Genomic DNA, 17,964 nt, shown 5'->3' on the forward strand with positions numbered 1-17,964 from the left:
CTGATCTCCTGAACTGCTTACGTGGTCCGGACTTCAGGTCCGGGAGGGCGGGAGCGGCGTTCGCGCGGACAGTTCGCGAGTGCCGCTTCCGTCCTTTTTTGCCTGCTCAGCCGCACCAGCCCTCGCGACGGCCGCCGGCATAGGGCCGGGCGAGCCCCTCGGCGACCAGCGTGTCGCCGACGCCGCGGCCATCGACCGACACGAGATGCAGCTGCCGGCCATAGCGATCGGTGTCGCGGCCGATGCCGGCGAGCGCGACCTCGCCCGAATTGAGCAGCGCCCGCAGCCGCCGCGTCGCCGCCGCGCCGAGCTCGGCCTCGCGGGCGCAGCGCGCGGGATGCGTCTCGGGCGTGTCGATATCGGCGATGCGGATCTTGGCCCCATCCATCCAGAAGGTGTCCCCATCGACCACGCAATTGGCGCCGCCGCCGGTGTGGCAGAAGTTGAAGCTGGTGCGGACGCCGCGTGCTGGTGCGGCGGACATGGAAGCGCTTTCCCCATCCGCGAACAGCGCGGCCGCGTGGCGCGCCTGCGGATCGGCGGCGGACATGGCCTCGGTGGCGGCGGTATCGCCCGCGAGCATCGGCCATGTCGCCCAGCCGAGCCCCGCGAAGATCCCGGCGAACGCCATCGTCACCAGCTCGATCCGTCCGAAGCGCGAACGGCGGCGGGGGCGGCGTGCAAGGATGCGCGATTCGAGATGTGCGCCACGCCATGAGCGCCGGGCGAAGCGCGCACGGTGCAGGCTGAACGGCTCTTCCATCGGCGGTGATGCTAGTGGGCGCGCCTCACCAAATCCTTTCCAGACGGCGCGATTTCGGCCGCGCTTGCCGCCAGAATGGAGGCACCGGCGATATATCCGTTTCGGACCGGACAATCCCCAAATCGGCGCGATCGCCGGCTAACATGCGCGGGTGAGCGAGAAGGGGCGGATCATTTACGTGTGCGATGGCTGCGGCACGCCGGGCGTGACGCGCGAGGCCTGGGCGGCGTGGGACGTGGAGACGCAGGCCTGGGTGCTAACGGAGATGTTCGACTACGCCTTCTGCCACAGCTGCCACCGAAGGACGCAGCTGGTGGAGCGGGCGGTGGAGGGGGAGTGAAGGTGTCTGGCTGAATATCGCGGAGCCGTTGCGAAAGGGGAGGTTCGCACTCGGGTCCTCGAGACGGGGTCTGGACCGCGTGCACTAGCCCTGGGCGAGCCGGGGCGATCGAGTTCATCCCAACTCGTCACCCCGGCCTTGTGCCGGGGTGACGCTCCTTGCGCGATGGGTTGTGCGATGGGTTATGCGATGGGCGGTTGCGAATGCGACGAGGCGTTCGGGCGAGCAGTGCGGCAGGCGGCTTAGGCCGCTGCATGGCTACCCCGCGTTGCTCAATCCTAGCTGCCAGAGGACGAAGGCATTCTCCTCCGCGGCCTCGTGCAGGCTTTCCCAGCGGCCCGACTTGCCGCCATGCCCCGCGCCCATGTTGGTCTTGAGCAGCAGGACATTGCCGTCGGTCTTGGTCGCGCGGAGCTTGGCGGCCCATTTGGCGGGCTCCCAATAGGTGACGCGCGGATCGTTGAGCCCGCCCGAGATGAACATCGGCGGATAAGCCTGGGGCCGCACATTGTCGTAGGGCGAATAGCCGCGGATCAGCTCGAACGCCTGCGCGTCGGTGATCGGGTTGCCCCATTCGGGCCACTCGCCCGGCGTGAGCGGCAGGCTGTCGTCGAGCATGGTGTTGAGCACGTCGACGAACGGCACGTCGGCGACCACCGCGGCCCACAGATCGGGATCGGAATTGACCACTGCGCCCATCAGCTCGCCACCGGCCGAGCGCCCGGCGATGGCGATGCCGCCCTTGTGGGTGAAGCCGCGCGCGATCAGCCCCTTCGCGACATCGACGAAATCGTTGAAGGTGTTGGCGCGCTTCTCCAGCTTGCCATCGAGATACCATTGCTGGCCGAGATCGTCGCCGCCGCGGATATGCGCGATGGCGAAGGCGACGCCGCGGTCGAGGAACGACATGCGTGCGGTCGAGAAGCCCGGCGGGATGGCGTAGCCGTAGGCGCCATAGGCGTAGAGATAGACTTTGCCGCTCCCGTCGCGCGGGAAGTCCTTCGGATAGACGATCGAGCAGGGGACTTCGGTGCCGTCGCGCACAGTGATCTTGAGGCGCTCGGTGGCGTATTTCGACGCGTCATAGCCCGAGGGGATCTCCTGGACCTTCCGCACCTCGAGCTCGCCGGTCGCAACGTGATAGTCATAGACGGTGCCGGGCGTGACCATCGATTCATAGCCGAGGCGCAGCACGTCCATCGCATATTCGGGATTGTCGCCGAGGCTGGCGACGTAGCTCGGCTCCGGAAACACGATGCGCACCGGCGCGATTGCGGGATCGTAGCGATGCAGCTCGATCTGGTCCAAGCCGTCCTCGCGCCCCTCGACGATGAAGAAATCGGCGAAGGTGGTGACCCCGGTCATGTAGAAATGCGGCGAGGGCGCGATCCGCTCCTGCCACTCGCCCGGCGCGTCGAGGCTGGCGGTGACGAGCCGCCAGTTGGTGTGGGTGTCGTTGGTATGGATGAAGAGCGTGCCGTCATGCTCCTCGACGTCGTACTCGCGGCCGGGCTTGCGCGGGGCGACCAGGATCGGATCGGCGAGCGGGTCGTTCGCGGGGAGCAGGCGCACCTCGCTCGTCACATGATCGCCGGTCGAGATGACGATCCACTTGCGCGACTGGGTCTCGCCGACGCCGACGCGATAGCCCTCGTCATCCTCGTGGTAGAGTTCGACATCCGCGGCCGGGTCGCTGCCGAGCCGGTGGTAGCGGGCATTGTCGGTGCGCCACTGCTCGTTGGCGATGCCGTAGAGGAAGCCGGCATCGTCCGAAGTCCACACGATGTCGGAGAGCGTGCCGGGGATCTCGTCGGGCAAATGCTCGCCGGTCTCGAGGTCCTTGACCTTGAGCAGGAAGCGCTCCGAGCCGTTGTCGTCATAGGCATAAGCGAGCCAGCGGCCGTTGTTCGACACCGAGAAGCCGCCGAGGCGGAAATATTCCTTGCCCTCGGCCAGCGCGGGTTCGTCGAGGATGAGCTGGGCCTGTTCGTTTCCGGGGCCGCCCGCGACGGGCTTGCGCCACCAGCGGCGATATTCCCCGCCGGTCTCGTGATCGGTCCAGTAGAGGAAGGCACCGTCCTTCTGGGGCACGGTCGCCTCGTCCTCCTTGATGCGGCCGCGCATCTCCTTGAACAGCGTGTCGGCGAGCGGCTTCAGCGGCTTCATCACCGCTTCGTAATAGGCATTTTCTTCCTTGAGGTAGGCGAGCACCTCCTCGCTGGTGACATTGGGGTAGCCCGGGTCGCGCAGCCAGTTCCACGGATCCTCGATCGTCACGCCGTGGCGCTCGAAGCTGTGGGGACGGGTAGCGGCGACGGGGGGCGTGGGCAGATCGGTCATGCCCGATCCATAGCCCCCCGCCCCGGCTTGTCGAGAGCGCTAAGCCGGATCGACATTTGAGTTTCCGGGTCTTCGCCGGTCTGATTTCTCAACCGTCACCCCGGCCTCGTGCCGGGGTCCACCGGCAGGCAAGGGACGAGAAAGAGGCTCAAACTCAGCCGGGGAGTTGGGGTGGACCCCGGCACGAGGCCGGGGTGACGAAGAGGGCGGGCTAATCCGGATACCGATCCGCCCTAAGCCGCTTCGAGGTCGAGCAGCAGTCGCTTGGCCTCGAGCCCGCCGGCGAAGCCGGTGAGCGCACCGCCGGTGCCGATCACGCGGTGGCAGGGCGCGATGATCGAGACGGGGTTGCGGCCATTGGCGGCGCCGACCGCGCGGCTCGCGCTGGGGCGGCCGATCTGGCGCGCGATCTGCCCATAGCTGCGCGTCTCGCCATAGGGGATGGTGAGCAGCGCCTGCCACACGCTGCGCTGGAAATCGGTGCCGCGCAGATCGAGCGGGACGTCGAAGGCGCGGCGCTTGCCGGCGAAATATTCGCCGACCTGCGCGGCCGCTTGGACGAGGACGGGGTGCGTCGCATCCTCGGCGCTGGGGCCGAGCGGGACGCGGCCGGCGCGCTCATTTGGCCAGAGGATCGCGACAAGGCCCGTATCGCTGGCGACCAGCCGCAGCGTGCCGACGGGTGAGCCGATATCGGTGTGAACGAGGGTCATCTGAAGTCTCCTACGGATATGCTCCGCAAGATAGACCTGGGGCAACTCCAGTGCTTCCCGTGGCTTGCGGCCAAAGGAATCAGTTGGCGATCACCCCGCCCATGCCGAGCCGCTTGCCGCGGGTGATGATCACGCGGTCGCCGAGCTTGGCCTGCGCGAACAGCAGCTTCGCGAAGGGCAAGGGCACGCCGATGCAGCCGTGGGTCGCCGCGCCCATCTCGACCTCCGAGGCGTGGATCGCGACGCCGTCATCGGTGAGGCGCATCATATACGGCATCGGCGCGCCGTAGAGGTTGGAGATGTGATGCACCTTCTTCTGCGTGATCTTGTGAAGCCCAAGCGGAGTCGGCTTCTCGTCGGCGCCATAGAGGATCGCGGTGGCACCGATCTCGTAGCCGTCGCGGAAGACGGACAGGGTCTCGGCCTCGAGATCGATCGTGATCGTGAGCGCGCCGTCCGCGGGGATGCCCTTGGCGTCCCAATAATATTCGCCGAAGCGGATCGGGCCGGGGATATCGAGGATGCGCTTCACGACGAGCTCCGCGGGCGCGGGCGCGGGAGCAGCCACGGCGGGCTTGGGCACGGGCGGCTTGGCCACTGGCTTGGGTTGCGGCGCGACCGCGGGCTGCGCCGGTGCCGCGGCCGGCGAATTGGCGGGGACCAGCGCCGCAGCGCCCATCGCGGCGGCCACGCCGCCGACGAGAAGCCCCGTCCTGATCGCCCATCCACTCCAACGCACCTGCCCGACTCCCCTGCTCGCTGTCCCGCCATGATCCGCAATTCGGACGCGGCGTGCCACCCCCGATTTGGCGGCGTTCCATGCTGGCACAACCAGAGGGGCCGTTAACTTGCCCGCCGCGCCCCTTCCAAAAGCCGCGCGATCGGCCTAGCCATTCGCCATTGCCCGGACGGCTTCACAGGCGGCCCCGCCGCCCCCAGATTGGGCCTGGAGCCGCCGGATCACGCGCTTTCTAAGGACCAGAACCATGTCGACCTATGCCGATCGCCTGAACGCCCTTCGCGAGCAACTGAAGCGCGAGAAGCTGGACGGGTTCGTCGTGCCGCTGACCGACGAGCATATGAGCGAATATGTCGGCGCCTATGCGCAGCGGCTGGGCTGGCTCACCGGCTTCCAGGGCAGCGCGGGGAGCGCAGTGGTGCTGCCCGAGGCAGCGGCGATCTTCACCGACGGGCGCTACACGCTGCAGGTGCGCCAGCAGGTCGACGGCGCGCATTGGGAATATGTCCCGGTGCCGCAGGTGAGCATCGCCAGCTGGCTTGGTGAGCATGCGCCGCAGGGCGGACGGATCGGCTATGACCCGTGGCTGCACACGCGCGGCTGGGTCGAGGAGGCGAGGAAGGCGCTGGCCGAGAAGGGCGCCGAGCTGGTCGCGGTGACCAGCAATCCGATCGACGCGGTGTGGAACGACCAGCCGCTGCCCTCCGACGCCAAGCTTGCGGTGCAGGACGACGATAAGGCGGGCCAGACCAGCGCCGCCAAGCGCGCCGGGATCGCCGACTGGCTGAGCGAGCGCAAGGCCGATGCGGTGGTGCTCTCCGCGCTCGATTCGATTGCCTGGGCGTTCAACGTGCGCGGCAAGGATGTGAGCCACACGCCCGTCGCGCTCGCCTATGCCATCGTCCATGCCGACGGCACCGCCGACCTGTTCGTCGCGAAGGACAAGGTCGGCGAGGAGGTGGCGCAGCATCTCGGCAACGCGGTGCGCGTGCACGACCGCTCGGCCTTCGCGCCGGCGCTCGGCAAGTTCGCGGGCAAGCGCGTCGCGGCCGATCCCGCAGGGTCGGTGGCGGCGATCTTCGACGCGCTCGAGGCGGGCGGAGCCAAGGTGCTCGCCGTGCGCGATCCGGTGGTGCTGGCCAAGGCGATCAAGAACCAGGCCGAGATCTCCGGGCACAAGGCGGCGCAGGCGCGCGACGGGGCGGCGCTGGCGCGCTTCCTCAAATGGGCCGAGGCGGAGATGCCCAAGGGCGGGGTGACCGAGATTTCGGCGGCGGCGCGGTTGCAGGCGTTCCGCGAAGAGACAGGCGTGCTCAAGGACCTGTCGTTCGACACCATCTCGGGCACCGGCGCGAATGGCGCGATCCCGCACTACAAGGTGACCGAGGAATCGAGCCTGCCGATCGAGACCGGGCACCTGTATCTCGTCGATTCGGGCGGGCAATATGCCGACGGCACCACCGACGTGACCCGCGTGATTCCCGTGGGCGAGCCGACGCAGGAGATGCGCGACCGCTTCACCCGCGTGCTCAAGGGCCATATCGCGATCGCCACCGCTGTGTTCCCGGCGGGCACCACCGGCGGGCAGATCGACGCCTTCGCGCGGCGGCCGCTGTGGGAAGTCGGCTGCGACTATGCGCACGGCACCGGCCATGGCGTCGGCGCCTATCTGTCGGTGCACGAAGGGCCGCAGCGCATCGCCGCGCCCAACTATCCGGGCGGCGGGCCGGCCGAGCCGCTGCGCGCCGGCATGTTCCTCTCCAACGAGCCCGGCTACTACAAGGCCGGCGAGTTCGGCATCCGCATCGAGAATCTGGTGCTGGTGATCGAGAAGGACATTCCCGGCGCCGAATCGCCGATGCTCGGCTTCGAGACGCTGACCTTCGCGCCGATCGAGCGCGATCTCATCGAACCCGCGCTGCTGACCGAGGAGGAGCGGCGCTGGCTCGACGCCTATCATGCGCGGGTGCTGGAGGTGCTTGGCCCGCAGCTCTCGCCCGAGGAGCGGGTGTGGCTCGAGGCCAAGTGCCGGCCGATCGCCGCGCGATGAGCTAGTCGTCCTCGCGCTCGCGCGGCGGCTCGGGCCGGGTCTCCCCCACCGACCGCGCCTGCGCCTTGCGCTTGCGCAGGTTCTCGCGCAGCGCGGCGGCGAGGCGGGCCTTCTTCTCGGCATCGTTCATGGCGCGATGCGATAAACCCGGCGCGTCCGCCTTGACAACCAGGCACCCCTGCGCAAAAGGGCCGCTCCCGCGCGGGGCCGGACACGCCGCCCGCGCCGAGTGCTGCCGTAGCTCAGTGGTAGAGCGCATCCTTGGTAAGGCTGAGGTCGTGAGTTCAATCCTCACCGGCAGCACCATTTTTTTCCCGATGGTGATCGTACGCCAGCGTCAGCGACCTGGCTCAGACGACATAGACAGGCCAACATTGAAATGATACCGCTACCATAAACCGGGAGCGGCACGTTCTGCCACGCCCCGGACAAAAGGGGAGGAATGCGTGCATTGGATCGGCCGCCGTGCGGAAGACAAGGTTAGGAAGGTACCCCGGCTTGCGCTGGCCGTAGCCATGCTGTTCGCCGCCACCGCCGCGCCGGCTGAGGAACTGCCCCGCCTGGAAAGCCGTGACGGCCATCATGCGCTGATCGTCGACGGGGCGCCGTTTCTGGTGCTCGGCGCGCAGGTCAACAACTCGAGTGCATGGCCGGCGATGCTGCCCAAGGTGTGGCCGATGATGAACCGGCTCCACGCCAACACCGTGCAGGTGCCGATCGCCTGGGAGCAGATCGAGCCCGAGGAAGGCAAGTTCGACTTCAGCTTCCTCGACCAGCTGCTGCGCGAGGCGCGCGCCAACGACAAGCGCCTGATCCTTTTGTGGTTCGCGACGTGGAAGAACACCGCGCCGGCCTATGCCCCGGCCTGGGTGAAGCTCGACAACAAGCGCTTCCCGCGGATGCTCAACGCCAAGGGCGAGACGCATTATGCGCTGTCGCCCTTCGCGACATCGACGCTGGAGGCGGACACGCGCGCGTTCGTGCGGCTGATGGAGCACCTCAAAACCGCCGATCCGCAGAATACGGTGATCACCGTGCAGGTGCAGAACGAAGCCGGCACCTATGGCAGCGCGCGCGATCACTCGCCCGAGGCCAACCGCCTGTTCGCGGGGCCCGTGCCCGAGGCGGTGCGCAAGCGCTTCGGCAAGGGCCCGGGCAGCTGGACCGCGCTATTCGGGCGCGATGCCGAGCTCTATTTCCATAGCTGGGCGGTGGCCTCGTATATCGACAAGGTCGCGGCGGCGGGGAAGAAGGTGAAGCCGCTGCCAATGTATGTGAACGCGGCGCTGCCCAGCGATCCGTTCGTCTGGCAGGATCCGAACACCTACGCATCCGGCGGCCCCGCGCCCGCGGTGATCGATGTCTACAAGGCGGCGGCGCCGAACCTCGACTGGCTGTCGCCCGATATCTACAATCCGGACCACAAGGCCTATCTCGGCTTCCTTGGCCAATATGCGCGCAAGGACAATCCGCTGTTCGTCGCGGAGACGGGCAATGCGCGCCACTATGCCCGCTATTTCTTCGCGGCGATCGGGCGCGGCGCGATCGGCTTCTCGCCGTTCGGGATGGACGAGACGGACTATTTCAATTTCCCGCTCGGCGCGAAGGCGCTGGACGAGGCGACCGTCGCCGCCTTCGCGCGCAATTACGAGCTGTTCGCGCCGATGCAGCGCGTCTGGGCGAAGGCCGCAGCCGCGGGCAAGGTGTGGGGTGCGGCCGAGCCGACCGATCCGGCCGCCAAGTTCGCGCAAGTGCTGAATCTCGGCCGCTATACCGCCACCGTCACCTTCGGCCGGCCGCAATTCGGCGTCGATCCGCCCAAGGGGAATCCGTCACCTTCCGGCGGCGTCGCCGTCGCGGAGCTGGGACCGGACGAGTATCTGGTCACCGGCTTCGACGCGCGGATCGAGTTCGCGCGCGCCGAGGGCGACAAGAGGCCATTGCTCTTCGACCGGGTCGAGGAAGGTCATTACGACAAGGGCCAATGGGTCTTCCTGCGCCGCTGGAACGGCGACCAGATCGATTACGGCCTGAATTTCACGGGCGCCAGGCAAGTGCTGCGCGTCAAGCTCGCCACTTACCGCTAAACCACAAGATCGCCGGAGAGAGAGATGAAGATCGCCGCCCTGCTGAGCGCCAGCATGATAGCGTTGTCGGTGCCCGCCATGGCCCAATCGACGGAGGGCTGGCGCAAGACCGGCACCGGCATCGTGGTCACACCGGCGCAGGGCGAGGAGAAGCGCGTCGAGCTTCAGGTCTATGGCGACGGACTGATCCGCGTGACCGAGAGCGACACGGCCGATCCCAAGGTGCCGGAGAGCCTGCAGGTGATCGCCGCACCCGTGAAGCAGGGCTTCACCGTCAGCGAGAGCGGCGGCAGCGTGACGCTGGCGACGCCGAGCCTGTCGGCGACGGTGCGGCTGGTGGACGGCAATGTCGCGTTCCGGGACGCGGCGGGCAATGCGATCCTGAGCGAAGCGGCGAGCGCCAGCTTCCGGCCAGCGCATGCTGAGGGGCAGAATTACGTCGCGGTGACCCAGCAGTTCAACCGTGGCACCGACGAAGGCTTTTACGGCCTCGGCCAGCACCAGAACGGCCAGTTCAATTACAATGGCGAGGATGTCGAGCTCGCCCAGTATAATTTCGTCGCGGCGGTGCCCTTCGTCGTCTCGACGCGCAACTATGGCGTGCTGTGGGACAATAACGGCATCAGCCGCTTCGGGAATCCCAAGCCCTATGCGCTCGCCGGTGCCGCGGGCGATGGCCTGCGCGTCGAGGGCAAGGATGGCCGCCCCGGCTGGGACGCGCGCTATTATCTCGGCGAGCGGCTCGCGGTTTCGCAGAGCGAGCAGGCGATCAACTACCAGCATATCCGCGACCTCAAGAACTGGCCGGCGGACGCCAAGGCCAAGACCGTCGCGGCCGAGGGCGGGCAGAATACTGCGGGCAACGCGGTCGAGACCCAGCGCGTCGAATGGTCGGCGAACGTGACCGCGGACAAGAGCGGGCTGCACCGCTTCCGGCTCTATGGCTCAAGCTATTTCAAGCTCTATGTCGACGGCAAGCTGGTGATGGATCGCTGGCGCCAGAACTGGCACCCCTGGTTCCACAATTTCGACGTGCCGATGACAGCAGGCAAGCCGGTCGCGATCCGCATCGAATGGGAGCCGAACGCCGGCTATCTCTCGCTCCACCATAGCGATCCGTTGCCGCAGGCCGAGCGCCACTCGCTCACCCTGACCTCCGATCTGGCGCGTGCGATCGATTACTATGTCGTCGCGGGCAAGGACCTGGACGGGGTGGTCTCGGGCTATCGCAAGCTCACCGGCAAGGCGTCAATGCTGCCCAAATGGGCCTATGGCTTCTGGCAGAGCCGCCAGCGCTACGACACGCAGCAGGAGATCCTCGATGTCGTGAAGACCTATCGCGACCTCAAGATCCCGCTCGACAACATCGTGCTCGACTGGCGCTATTGGCGCGACGACGATTGGGGCAGCCACCGGCTCGAACCCAAGCGCTTCCCCGACCCCAAGGGGATGATCGACGCGCTGCACAAGCAGCACGCCAACTTCATGATCTCGGTCTGGCCCAAATTCTATCCGACCACCGACACCTACAAGGAGCTCGCGGCGGCGGGCGGCGTCTATACGCGCAACATCACCATGGGGAACAAGGACTGGGTCGGCCCCGGCTATCTCAACACCGACTACGACCCCTACAACCCCAGGGCGCGCGACATCTATTGGCGGCAGATCCGCGACCGGCTCGCGGTGCTCGGGGTCGACGGCTGGTGGCTCGACGCCAACGAGCCCGACATGCACTCCAACCTCTCGCCCGAGGAGCGCGCCTGGATCATGGGCCCGACCGCGCGGGGCCCTGGCGGCGAATTCTACAACAGCTTCTCGCTGCCGCATTCGGAGAATGTCTATCGCGGCCAGCGCGCGATGCGGCCCGATGTGCGGCCCTATATCCTTTCGCGCTCGGCCTTTGGCGGCATCCAGCGCGCCGGGGCGACCATCTGGTCGGGCGACATCGCCAGCCGCTGGGACGATCTGCGCGAGCAGATTCCGGCGGGGATCAACTTCTCGATGACCGGCATCCCCAACTGGTCGCACGACATCGGCGGCTTCGCGCTCGAGGATCGCTATACGAAGCAGGACCCGGCGCATGTCGACGAGTGGCGCGAGCTCTATCTGCGCTGGTTCCAGTTCGGCGCTTTCTCGCCGGTGTTCCGCAGCCACGGCGAGTTCCCGTATCGCGAGACCTACAATATCGCCCCCGCGGGCTCGCCGGTGCGCGATGCGCTGATCCGCTACACCCAGCTGCGCTACCGGCTGATGCCGTACATCTACACGCTCGCCGCCGACACCAACCAGAAGGACGGCAGCATCATGCGCGGGCTGGTGATGGACTTCCCGCAGGACCCCAAGGTGCGCGGCATCGGCGACCAGTATCTGTTCGGCCCGGCGCTGCTCGTGACCCCGGTGACGCAGTTCAAGGCGCGCAGCCGCGACGTCTACCTCCCCGCCGGGGCCGACTGGTTCGACCTCGACACCGGCAAGCGCGAGCGCGGTGGCCGGACGGTGAAGGCCGATGCGCCGGCCGAGATCATCCCGGTCTATGTCCGCGCCGGCAGCATCGTCCCTACCGGGCCGGTGATGCAATATACCGACGAGACGCCCGACGCGCCGCTGACCATCCTGGTCTATCCCGGCGCCGACGGCAGCTTCTCGCTCTATGAGGATGATGGCCGCAGCCACCAGTTCGAGAAGGGCGGGTTCAGCCGCATCCCCTTCGCCTATGACGACGCCACCGGCACGCTCACCATCGGCGCGCGCCAGGGCAGCTACAAGGGGATGGTCGCCAACCGCCAGATCATCGTGCGCTGGATGAAGGACGGCAGCGGCATCGACGGCAGCGACGGGCTGGCGGCGCCGGTCACCTATGCGGGACGGCAGGTGACGGTGAAGCGGCCGTGAGCCTTCCACCCGCCGCCGGTGCGTGCCGGCGGAAGCAGCTCAATCCTCCCCCGCCAGGAGAGGTGTCAGCCGCAGGCTGACGGAGGGGGCGGAAACGGTCATGCTTGTTGGGAATCCTCCCCCTCCGTCGCGTTTCGCGCGCCACCTCCCCCTGGCTGGCGGGGGAGGATTGTACGATGCCCTCTACGTGACCCTGCCGCCCTCGATCCGCAGCACAGGGACGAATGCCCCCGCGTCCGGCGGCGGGAGCGTGACGCGCAGCCCGCCCGTCCCGCGCTCGAACGCGACCGGCCCGTGGCCGAGCAGCGTCACCCGCTCCACCGCGGCCTCCGCAAGCGCGGCGATCGTCACCGCCTCGCGCGGCCAGTCCATCACCGCCGCGTAGAGCTTGCCGCGGTTTGCAGTGAAGCGGATGTCGGCGGCGGAGAATACGGCCTTGTCTTCATTGAACATGCCCTCGCCGATCTGCATCGGGCCCTCGCCATAGCGGCGCCATGGGCGGCTGCCGTGAATCGCCTCGGCATTCACCGCCATCCAGCGCGCCATGCCGTCCAGCACCTTCTCCTCCTCGTCGTCGATGCTCCCGTCACCGCGCTGGGGAATGGAGAGGAGGAGGTTGCCGTTCTTCGAGACGATGTCCAGCAGCCGCTGGATCACCTGCTTCGCGGTCTTGTAGCCCTTCCGCTCATAGAGCGGGCGGTCATAGTGCCAGCTGCCGAGACAGGTGCAGGTCTGCCAGGGTTCGGGCCGGATATCCGCGACAAAGCCCCGCTCGACATCGTCGGTAGCGGCGCGACGCTGTTCGGGAGTCAGCGTCTTGGCGGTCAGAACGACATCGACTGCGCCGTGCATCGCAATCGACTGGTTGTAGTAATGCGCCGCCGCCTCGAGCCCGAAGCGCTCCAGCGGAAGCCTGAAATTGTCCATGTAGACAAGGTCTGGCCGGTATTTCTCGACCAGATCCTTCTGCCGCGCCAACCAGTGCGGGGCAAAGCCGGGATTGTTCGCTGGCACGTTCTCAAGCCACTTGCCGTCGTTCGCTTCGTGCCAGGTAGCCATTTCCTTCATGCTGCCCAGGCCGTTTGGGACGACCATCGACGGGCCGGTATAGAGGAGCTGCGGGTCGAACCCCTGCCACCATCTGCCCTTGCCGTCGGCCTTGCGCAGCCGGAAGGCGTCGTAGCGCACGCCGCGCATCGGCCCCTCGGCGTCATAGCCATAGGCGGTCTGCCACCAATGCCAGGCATGTGCGCTATGGTTGGAGACACCGAAGCGCAGCCCTGCCGCGCGCACCGCGCGTTGCCAAGTCCCGACGATGTCACGCTTCGGGCCGATCCGGGTCGTGTTCCACGGGTGGTGGCTGCTGTCGAACATATCGAGATTGTCGTGATGGTTCGCCATCGACACGATATAGCGCGCGCCCGCAGCCTTATACTTGGCGACCAGCACCTCGGGCTGCCACTTGTCCGCGCGCCAGCGCGGGATGAACTCCATGAAGCCGAATTTCGACGGGTGGCCGTAGGTGCGCAGGTGATGCTCGTAGGTGGGGTGGCCCTGGATGTACATCAGCCGGCCGTACCAGTCGCCGAACTCGGGCACGCATTGCGGCCCCCAGTGCGACCACAGGCCAAGTTTGGCGTCGCGAAACCAGTCTGGGCTACGGAAATGATCGGTGAGCGAAGCCCAGTCGGGGCGCACCGGTCCTTGCGCACCCTTGCCGCCTGCATGGGCCGCGCCCGCCAGCATCGCCGCGGCACCTCCGGCAAGCGCGTTGCGTCTGGTGATCATGTCGGTTCCTCTCCTGTCACGTCTTGCGCGATCCGATCAATATGGTAGCGCTATCATCAAACAAGGTCGAGAGGGTTGCGATGCAAAGGTGGATTTGCGGTACGGCGCTGACGATGGCTCTGGTGGCAGCGACGCCGGCGGGCGCGCAGACGTTGAAGCTCGCGCCGGTCTTTTCGGATCATATGGTGGTGCAACGGGACAAGCCCATGCCGGTGGAAGGGCATGCCGCGCCGGGCGCAGAGGTATCGGCACAGTTTGGCGACGCGCCTGCGGTGACCGGCCGCGCGGACGGCGAAGGCAAATGGCGGATCGAGCTTCCCGGGCATGGGCCGCTTGCATCCACCACGCTGACCGTGCGGTCGGGGAGCGAGACCGCGCGTCTCGCCAATGTCGCGGTTGGCGATGTGTTCCTCTGCTCCGGCCAGTCGAACATGGAGTTCACGCTCCGCGTCGCCACCAATGCCGATACAGCCGTCGCGCAGAGCGCCAACCCCGCGCTGCGCCTGTTCAACGTGCCGCGCCAGAGCAGCACCGCACCGCAAGCGCAGTTCGCGGGGCCGGTCGTTTGGCAGCCGTCCGCGCCCACCAGCGCGCGCGATTTCTCCGCCGCCTGCTGGTTCATGGGAGCCGAACTGCAGCGCCTTCGCAAGGTGCCGGTCGGACTGATCGCGGCTTCCTGGGGCGGTTCGATCATCCAGGATTGGCTGAGCGAGGCGGGCTTGCGCCGCAATGGCGGTTTCGACGACGGGCTGGCGATGCTGGCGTTGCGCGGCACCGATCCCGCCGCCGCGCAACGCTGGCTGGACAAGGAGCTCGACCGCTATTTCAAGCGCGCGACGGCAAAACTCGGAGCGCCGATCCCCGCCGATCCCAATCGGTTCTGGGAAGAGTGGGATGTACCTGATCTGGCATCCTTCGACGGCGCCGGGGTCTACACCAGCGAGGTGATGCTGACCGCTGACCAAGCACGGCGCGCACGGCGTATCCATCTGGGCGCGGTCGATGATTTCGATCAGACGCTGATCAATGGCGCAGTGATCGGCAGCACGGTCGGCTGGACCAGCCAACGAACCTATCCGCTCGCCTCCGGCCAGCTCCGCGCCGGAGTCAACCGCATCCAGGTTCGCGCCATCGACACCGCCGGCGGCGGCGGCATGTGGGGCACGACGCCCCGCGGGATCGAACTGGATGACGGCAGCTCGGTCCCGCTCAACGGCCGCTGGCAGTTCCAGCGCGGCCTGGATGTTCGCGATGCGGGGACAGCGCCATCTGTGCCCTGGATCGGAGCGAGCGGCCTGACGACGCTCTATAACGGCATGATCGCACCGCTGGGACGGATTCCGCTGGCCGGCATCGCTTGGTATCAGGGCGAGGCCAATGTCGGCGACTCCGCGGGTTACGCGAAGCTGCTGCCCTCGCTGATGGCGGACTGGCGCGCGCGTTTCTCGACCCGGCGATTCGCGATCGTCCAGCTCGCCAACTTCGGCCCGATGCAGAGCAAGCCCGTCGATTCGGCCTGGGCCGGGTTGCGCGAGGTGCAGCGTGCGACCGTGGCCGCGGATCGCGACGCGGGCCTCGCGGTGGCGATCGACATCGGCGACCCGCGCGACATTCATCCGACGGACAAGAAGAGCGTTGGCCTGCGTCTCGCGCTCGCGATGGAGGGAGCGAGCAATGCCCAGCTTCCGCAAGCTGTGCGGGAGGGCGGTCATGTGCGGTTGCGGTTCGATCGCCCATTGCAGGTGATCGGCGGCGCGGGAGCGGTCGGGTTCGAGGCATGCGGCGCGAACGGGTGCCGCTTCACCGCAGCGCGGCTCGCCGATCCCTCCACGATCCTCGTCGATGCAGTGCCGGGCGACACCAGGGTCCGCTATCTCTGGGCCGACAGCCCGATCGCCAATCTCTACGATCGCGACGGGCTGCCGGTGGTACCGTTCGAGATCACCCTGCCCTAGCGCGCGGTCTGCTCGCCATAGAGCAGGCCGCGCCCGTCGGTGCCGACATAGACGCGGCCGAAGATGCGCGGATCGCCCTCGATCAGGCGGATGCGATTGCCCCATTGGTTGGCGTCGTCATTGACGCGCACCCAACTCGCGCCGCCGTCGGTCGAGCGCCAGATGCCGGTCACGCCGCCCAGCGTACCGAATGCGAACACCGTCGGTTCGCGCGCACCCTCGGCCGGTTTGCCGAGCGCGAACCGCTTGATCTCCAGCCCCTTGCTCGCGACGGCGAAGCTGCGCCCGCCGTCGCGGCTGCGGTGCAGCGTGCCGCCGATGTCGAGCCACAGGTCGCCTGCCGCGAAGGGCGAGGCGACGAGCGGCCACGGCGTCTCGACATTGTAGGTACGCGCCTTCCACAGGTCGCCGGGCAGGGTCGCCGCGGCGCGGAACTTGCGGCCGCCGTCGGTGCTGACGAACAGCTTCGCCGAGGCGAAATCGAGCATGTAGAAGCGCTGCGGATCGACCTTGTCCGCCACCGCGCGGGTCTCGCGCGGCGCGTTGTGGCCCGAGGTCCAGGTGGCGCCGCCGTCGTGCGAGAAGAGCGGCGTCGGCGTCGCGACCGCGAGCACGCCGCCGTCGGCGGACACGGTGATCGCCGGAGTCTTCAGCAAGTCGTGGCGCTTGGCCTCGGTCTCGCCGACCTCGGCATAAGCGGGGACGAGAACCGAGCGCCACGACCGCCCGCCATCCTTGGACAGCGCGAGCGTCGCCTCGGTCTTCCACCCCTGGTGCACCCGGCCGCTGCGCACGACGACTTCAGGCGCGCGGCCCGCATAATCGAGGTTGATCGTGGTCACGAGGTGCGGGTTGAGGTGAATCTTCGGCGGCGAGACCGCGAAATCATCGTGCACGAAGCCCGCGATGTCGCCGAAGCCGGAGATGAGATGCGCGCCGCCGGTGGGGCTGGCGAGCGAGACGATCGCGGTTTCCTCGACGCCGTCGGTCCAGGGCTGCCACAACCCGCTGCTCCAGTCACCGGTCGCATAGACCGTCGCGCCCGTGGTGTAGGCGATCCGCCCGGCATCGAACGGATCGATCGCGAGCCCCGCGATCCAGTGCCCGAAATCGGCCTCGGCCTCGCCGAGGCGCAGCCAGGGCGCGGCGGCGATGTCGCGCCGGCTGTCCTTGCCGATATCGGTCCAGGTTGCGCCCCAGTCGCGCGAGACATAGGCGGTGTCGGGCGACGCGTTCATCGTCGCCACCGCCAATGTGCCGGGCGCGCCATGCGCCAGGCTGATCGCCATATAGCCGCCGCCGTGGCGCGCGCCCTTGCCGGGGGTGATGTCCGTCCACTGCCCGCCGGCCAGCCGCGACACCGCCCCGCCCGACACGCCGTTCGGGCCCATCCAGTTGGACCAGGCGATCACCAGCCGCCCGTCGTCGGAGATGTCGCCCTTGGCGGGCATCAGGCCGCCGGGTCCGCCCCGCACCCTCGCCCAGCTCCCGCCGCCATCGACCGAGCGATAAAGGCCCTGCCCGTCGGGATCGGCGACCGCGGCATAGAGGGTCTGCGACTTGCCGTCCTTCGCGCTCGAACGGTCGAACAGGATGAAGCTCACCCCGGCATTGCTGTCCCACCGTTCGGCCGGGGCGGGGCGACCGGCATGGGGGAAGCTCGCGACCTTGCTCCAGCTCTCACCCGAATCGGTGCTGCGCCACAGCCCGTCGAAGCGCGATCCGAAATAGAGGATGGCGGGGTTGTTGGGGTCGATCGCCAGCCGCTCGCCCAGACCCCGGCCGGGCTCGTTGCCGCCCATCCGGAACGGGACCGGGATCACGCGCCAGCTCGCCCCGCGATCGACCGATTTGAGGATCGCAGCGGGATCGCGGTGATACATGCCCGCGGCGAGATAGACGATGTCGGGATTGCGCGGGTCGGCGGCGATGCTCTCGATCCCATGATAGTTGCTCTCGCCAATCGAGTCCTGCAGCGGGATCCAGCGCTTCGCCTTCGCGTCCCAGCGATAGGCGCCGCCGATATCGGTACGCAGATAGGCGAGCCCGCGTTCGGCGCGGCTGAAGATCACGCCCGGTGAGAAGCCGCCGCCGCCGACCTTGACGTTCTGCCAGCGATAGGGGACGGATGGTGCCGCGCGCGCTTGCTGCGCGGAGGCGGGCCCGTCCACACCGGTCATGGCGAAGGCGAACAGCGCCGCCGCCGCCGCCCGGAAAAATGTGGACATGGCTTCCTCCCGCATTATGGTAGCGCTCACATTTCTTCAATTGAACATAGAAATCAACCTAGGAGAGCG

At 67.6% G+C, this 17,964-nt stretch carries 12 protein-coding genes and 1 tRNA gene; 6 read left to right on the forward strand and 7 right to left on the reverse strand.

Annotation, left to right across the window (positions count from 1 at the left end):
* Positions 1-106: 106 nt before the first annotated feature.
* A complete protein-coding gene (locus OK349_RS09650) occupies positions 107-763 on the reverse strand; it encodes a thermonuclease family protein (RefSeq protein ID WP_265117599.1) in 657 nt (218 codons plus the stop codon).
* A gap of 151 nt (positions 764-914) precedes the next feature.
* Between OK349_RS09650 and OK349_RS09655 the strand changes: the two genes are divergently transcribed.
* Positions 915-1,103, forward strand: a complete 189-nt coding sequence (locus tag OK349_RS09655; protein WP_265117600.1) for a hypothetical protein — start codon at positions 915-917, stop codon at positions 1,101-1,103.
* Positions 1,104-1,361: 258 nt separating this feature from the next.
* On the opposite strand, the gene OK349_RS09660 is transcribed toward OK349_RS09655, so the two are convergent.
* From OK349_RS09660 to OK349_RS09670, 3 genes are all read right to left on the reverse strand, one after another.
* The gene (locus tag OK349_RS09660; RefSeq protein ID WP_265117601.1) at positions 1,362-3,443 is read right to left on the reverse strand and encodes a S9 family peptidase; all 2,082 of its coding nucleotides are present in this window, start codon (positions 3,441-3,443) and stop codon (positions 1,362-1,364) included.
* 233 nt (positions 3,444-3,676) lie between these two features.
* On the reverse strand, positions 3,677-4,156 hold the full coding sequence (locus OK349_RS09665; RefSeq protein ID WP_265117602.1) for a methylated-DNA--[protein]-cysteine S-methyltransferase: 480 nt from the start codon (positions 4,154-4,156) through the stop codon (positions 3,677-3,679).
* A gap of 79 nt (positions 4,157-4,235) precedes the next feature.
* Complete coding sequence (locus OK349_RS09670) at positions 4,236-4,895, reverse strand: L,D-transpeptidase family protein (RefSeq protein ID WP_265117603.1); 660 nt, start codon at positions 4,893-4,895, stop codon at positions 4,236-4,238.
* Positions 4,896-5,142: 247 nt separating this feature from the next.
* On the opposite strand from OK349_RS09670, the gene OK349_RS09675 reads away from it, so the two are divergent.
* Positions 5,143-6,945: an aminopeptidase P family protein gene (locus OK349_RS09675; protein ID WP_265117604.1), complete on the forward strand. Its 1,803-nt coding sequence runs from the start codon at positions 5,143-5,145 to the stop codon at positions 6,943-6,945.
* 1 nt (position 6,946) lies between these two features.
* Here OK349_RS09675 and OK349_RS09680 read toward each other — a convergent pair whose 3' ends face one another.
* The gene (locus OK349_RS09680) at positions 6,947-7,075 is read right to left on the reverse strand and encodes a hypothetical protein (RefSeq protein WP_265117605.1); all 129 of its coding nucleotides are present in this window, start codon (positions 7,073-7,075) and stop codon (positions 6,947-6,949) included.
* 101 nt (positions 7,076-7,176) lie between these two features.
* Between OK349_RS09680 and OK349_RS09685 the strand changes: the two genes are divergently transcribed.
* From OK349_RS09685 to OK349_RS09695, 3 genes are all read left to right on the forward strand, one after another.
* A tRNA-Thr gene (locus OK349_RS09685) sits at positions 7,177-7,251 on the forward strand.
* A gap of 140 nt (positions 7,252-7,391) precedes the next feature.
* A complete protein-coding gene (locus OK349_RS09690; protein ID WP_265117606.1) occupies positions 7,392-9,032 on the forward strand; it encodes a DUF5597 domain-containing protein in 1,641 nt (546 codons plus the stop codon).
* 24 nt (positions 9,033-9,056) lie between these two features.
* Positions 9,057-11,924: a glycoside hydrolase family 31 protein gene (locus tag OK349_RS09695; RefSeq protein ID WP_265117607.1), complete on the forward strand. Its 2,868-nt coding sequence runs from the start codon at positions 9,057-9,059 to the stop codon at positions 11,922-11,924.
* A 183-nt stretch (positions 11,925-12,107) separates the two neighbouring features.
* Here OK349_RS09695 and OK349_RS09700 read toward each other — a convergent pair whose 3' ends face one another.
* A complete protein-coding gene (locus OK349_RS09700; protein ID WP_265117608.1) occupies positions 12,108-13,712 on the reverse strand; it encodes an alpha-L-fucosidase in 1,605 nt (534 codons plus the stop codon).
* A gap of 113 nt (positions 13,713-13,825) precedes the next feature.
* Here OK349_RS09700 and OK349_RS09705 point away from each other — a divergent pair, with 113 nt between their 5' ends.
* On the forward strand, positions 13,826-15,667 hold the full coding sequence (locus OK349_RS09705; RefSeq protein ID WP_265117609.1) for a sialate O-acetylesterase: 1,842 nt from the start codon (positions 13,826-13,828) through the stop codon (positions 15,665-15,667).
* Here OK349_RS09705 and OK349_RS09710 read toward each other — a convergent pair.
* Positions 15,664-17,895 carry a WD40/YVTN/BNR-like repeat-containing protein gene (locus OK349_RS09710; RefSeq protein ID WP_265117610.1) on the reverse strand — a complete coding sequence of 744 codons (2,232 nt, stop codon included), beginning with the start codon at positions 17,893-17,895 and terminating at the stop codon, positions 15,664-15,666. The genes OK349_RS09705 and OK349_RS09710 overlap by 4 nt on opposite strands.
* Positions 17,896-17,964: the final 69 nt, after the last annotated feature.

Source organism: Sphingomonas sp. BT-65, from assembly GCF_026107375.2.
In the GTDB taxonomy this organism is placed as follows: Bacteria; Pseudomonadota; Alphaproteobacteria; order Sphingomonadales; family Sphingomonadaceae; genus Sphingomonas.

Coding starts and splice junctions, on each gene's coding strand:
- OK349_RS09680 (WP_265117605.1), bottom strand. CDS start 7,075: ATGAACGATGCCGAGAAGAAGGCCCGCCTCGCCGCCGCGCTGCGCGAG.
- OK349_RS09710 (WP_265117610.1), bottom strand. CDS start 17,895: ATGTCCACATTTTTCCGGGCGGCGGCGGCGGCGCTGTTCGCCTTCGCC.
- OK349_RS09650 (WP_265117599.1), bottom strand. CDS start 763: ATGGAAGAGCCGTTCAGCCTGCACCGTGCGCGCTTCGCCCGGCGCTCA.
- OK349_RS09695 (WP_265117607.1), top strand. CDS start 9,057: ATGAAGATCGCCGCCCTGCTGAGCGCCAGCATGATAGCGTTGTCGGTG.
- OK349_RS09700 (WP_265117608.1), bottom strand. CDS start 13,712: ATGATCACCAGACGCAACGCGCTTGCCGGAGGTGCCGCGGCGATGCTG.
- OK349_RS09705 (WP_265117609.1), top strand. CDS start 13,826: ATGGCTCTGGTGGCAGCGACGCCGGCGGGCGCGCAGACGTTGAAGCTC.
- OK349_RS09675 (WP_265117604.1), top strand. CDS start 5,143: ATGTCGACCTATGCCGATCGCCTGAACGCCCTTCGCGAGCAACTGAAG.
- OK349_RS09660 (WP_265117601.1), bottom strand. CDS start 3,443: ATGACCGATCTGCCCACGCCCCCCGTCGCCGCTACCCGTCCCCACAGC.
- OK349_RS09665 (WP_265117602.1), bottom strand. CDS start 4,156: ATGACCCTCGTTCACACCGATATCGGCTCACCCGTCGGCACGCTGCGG.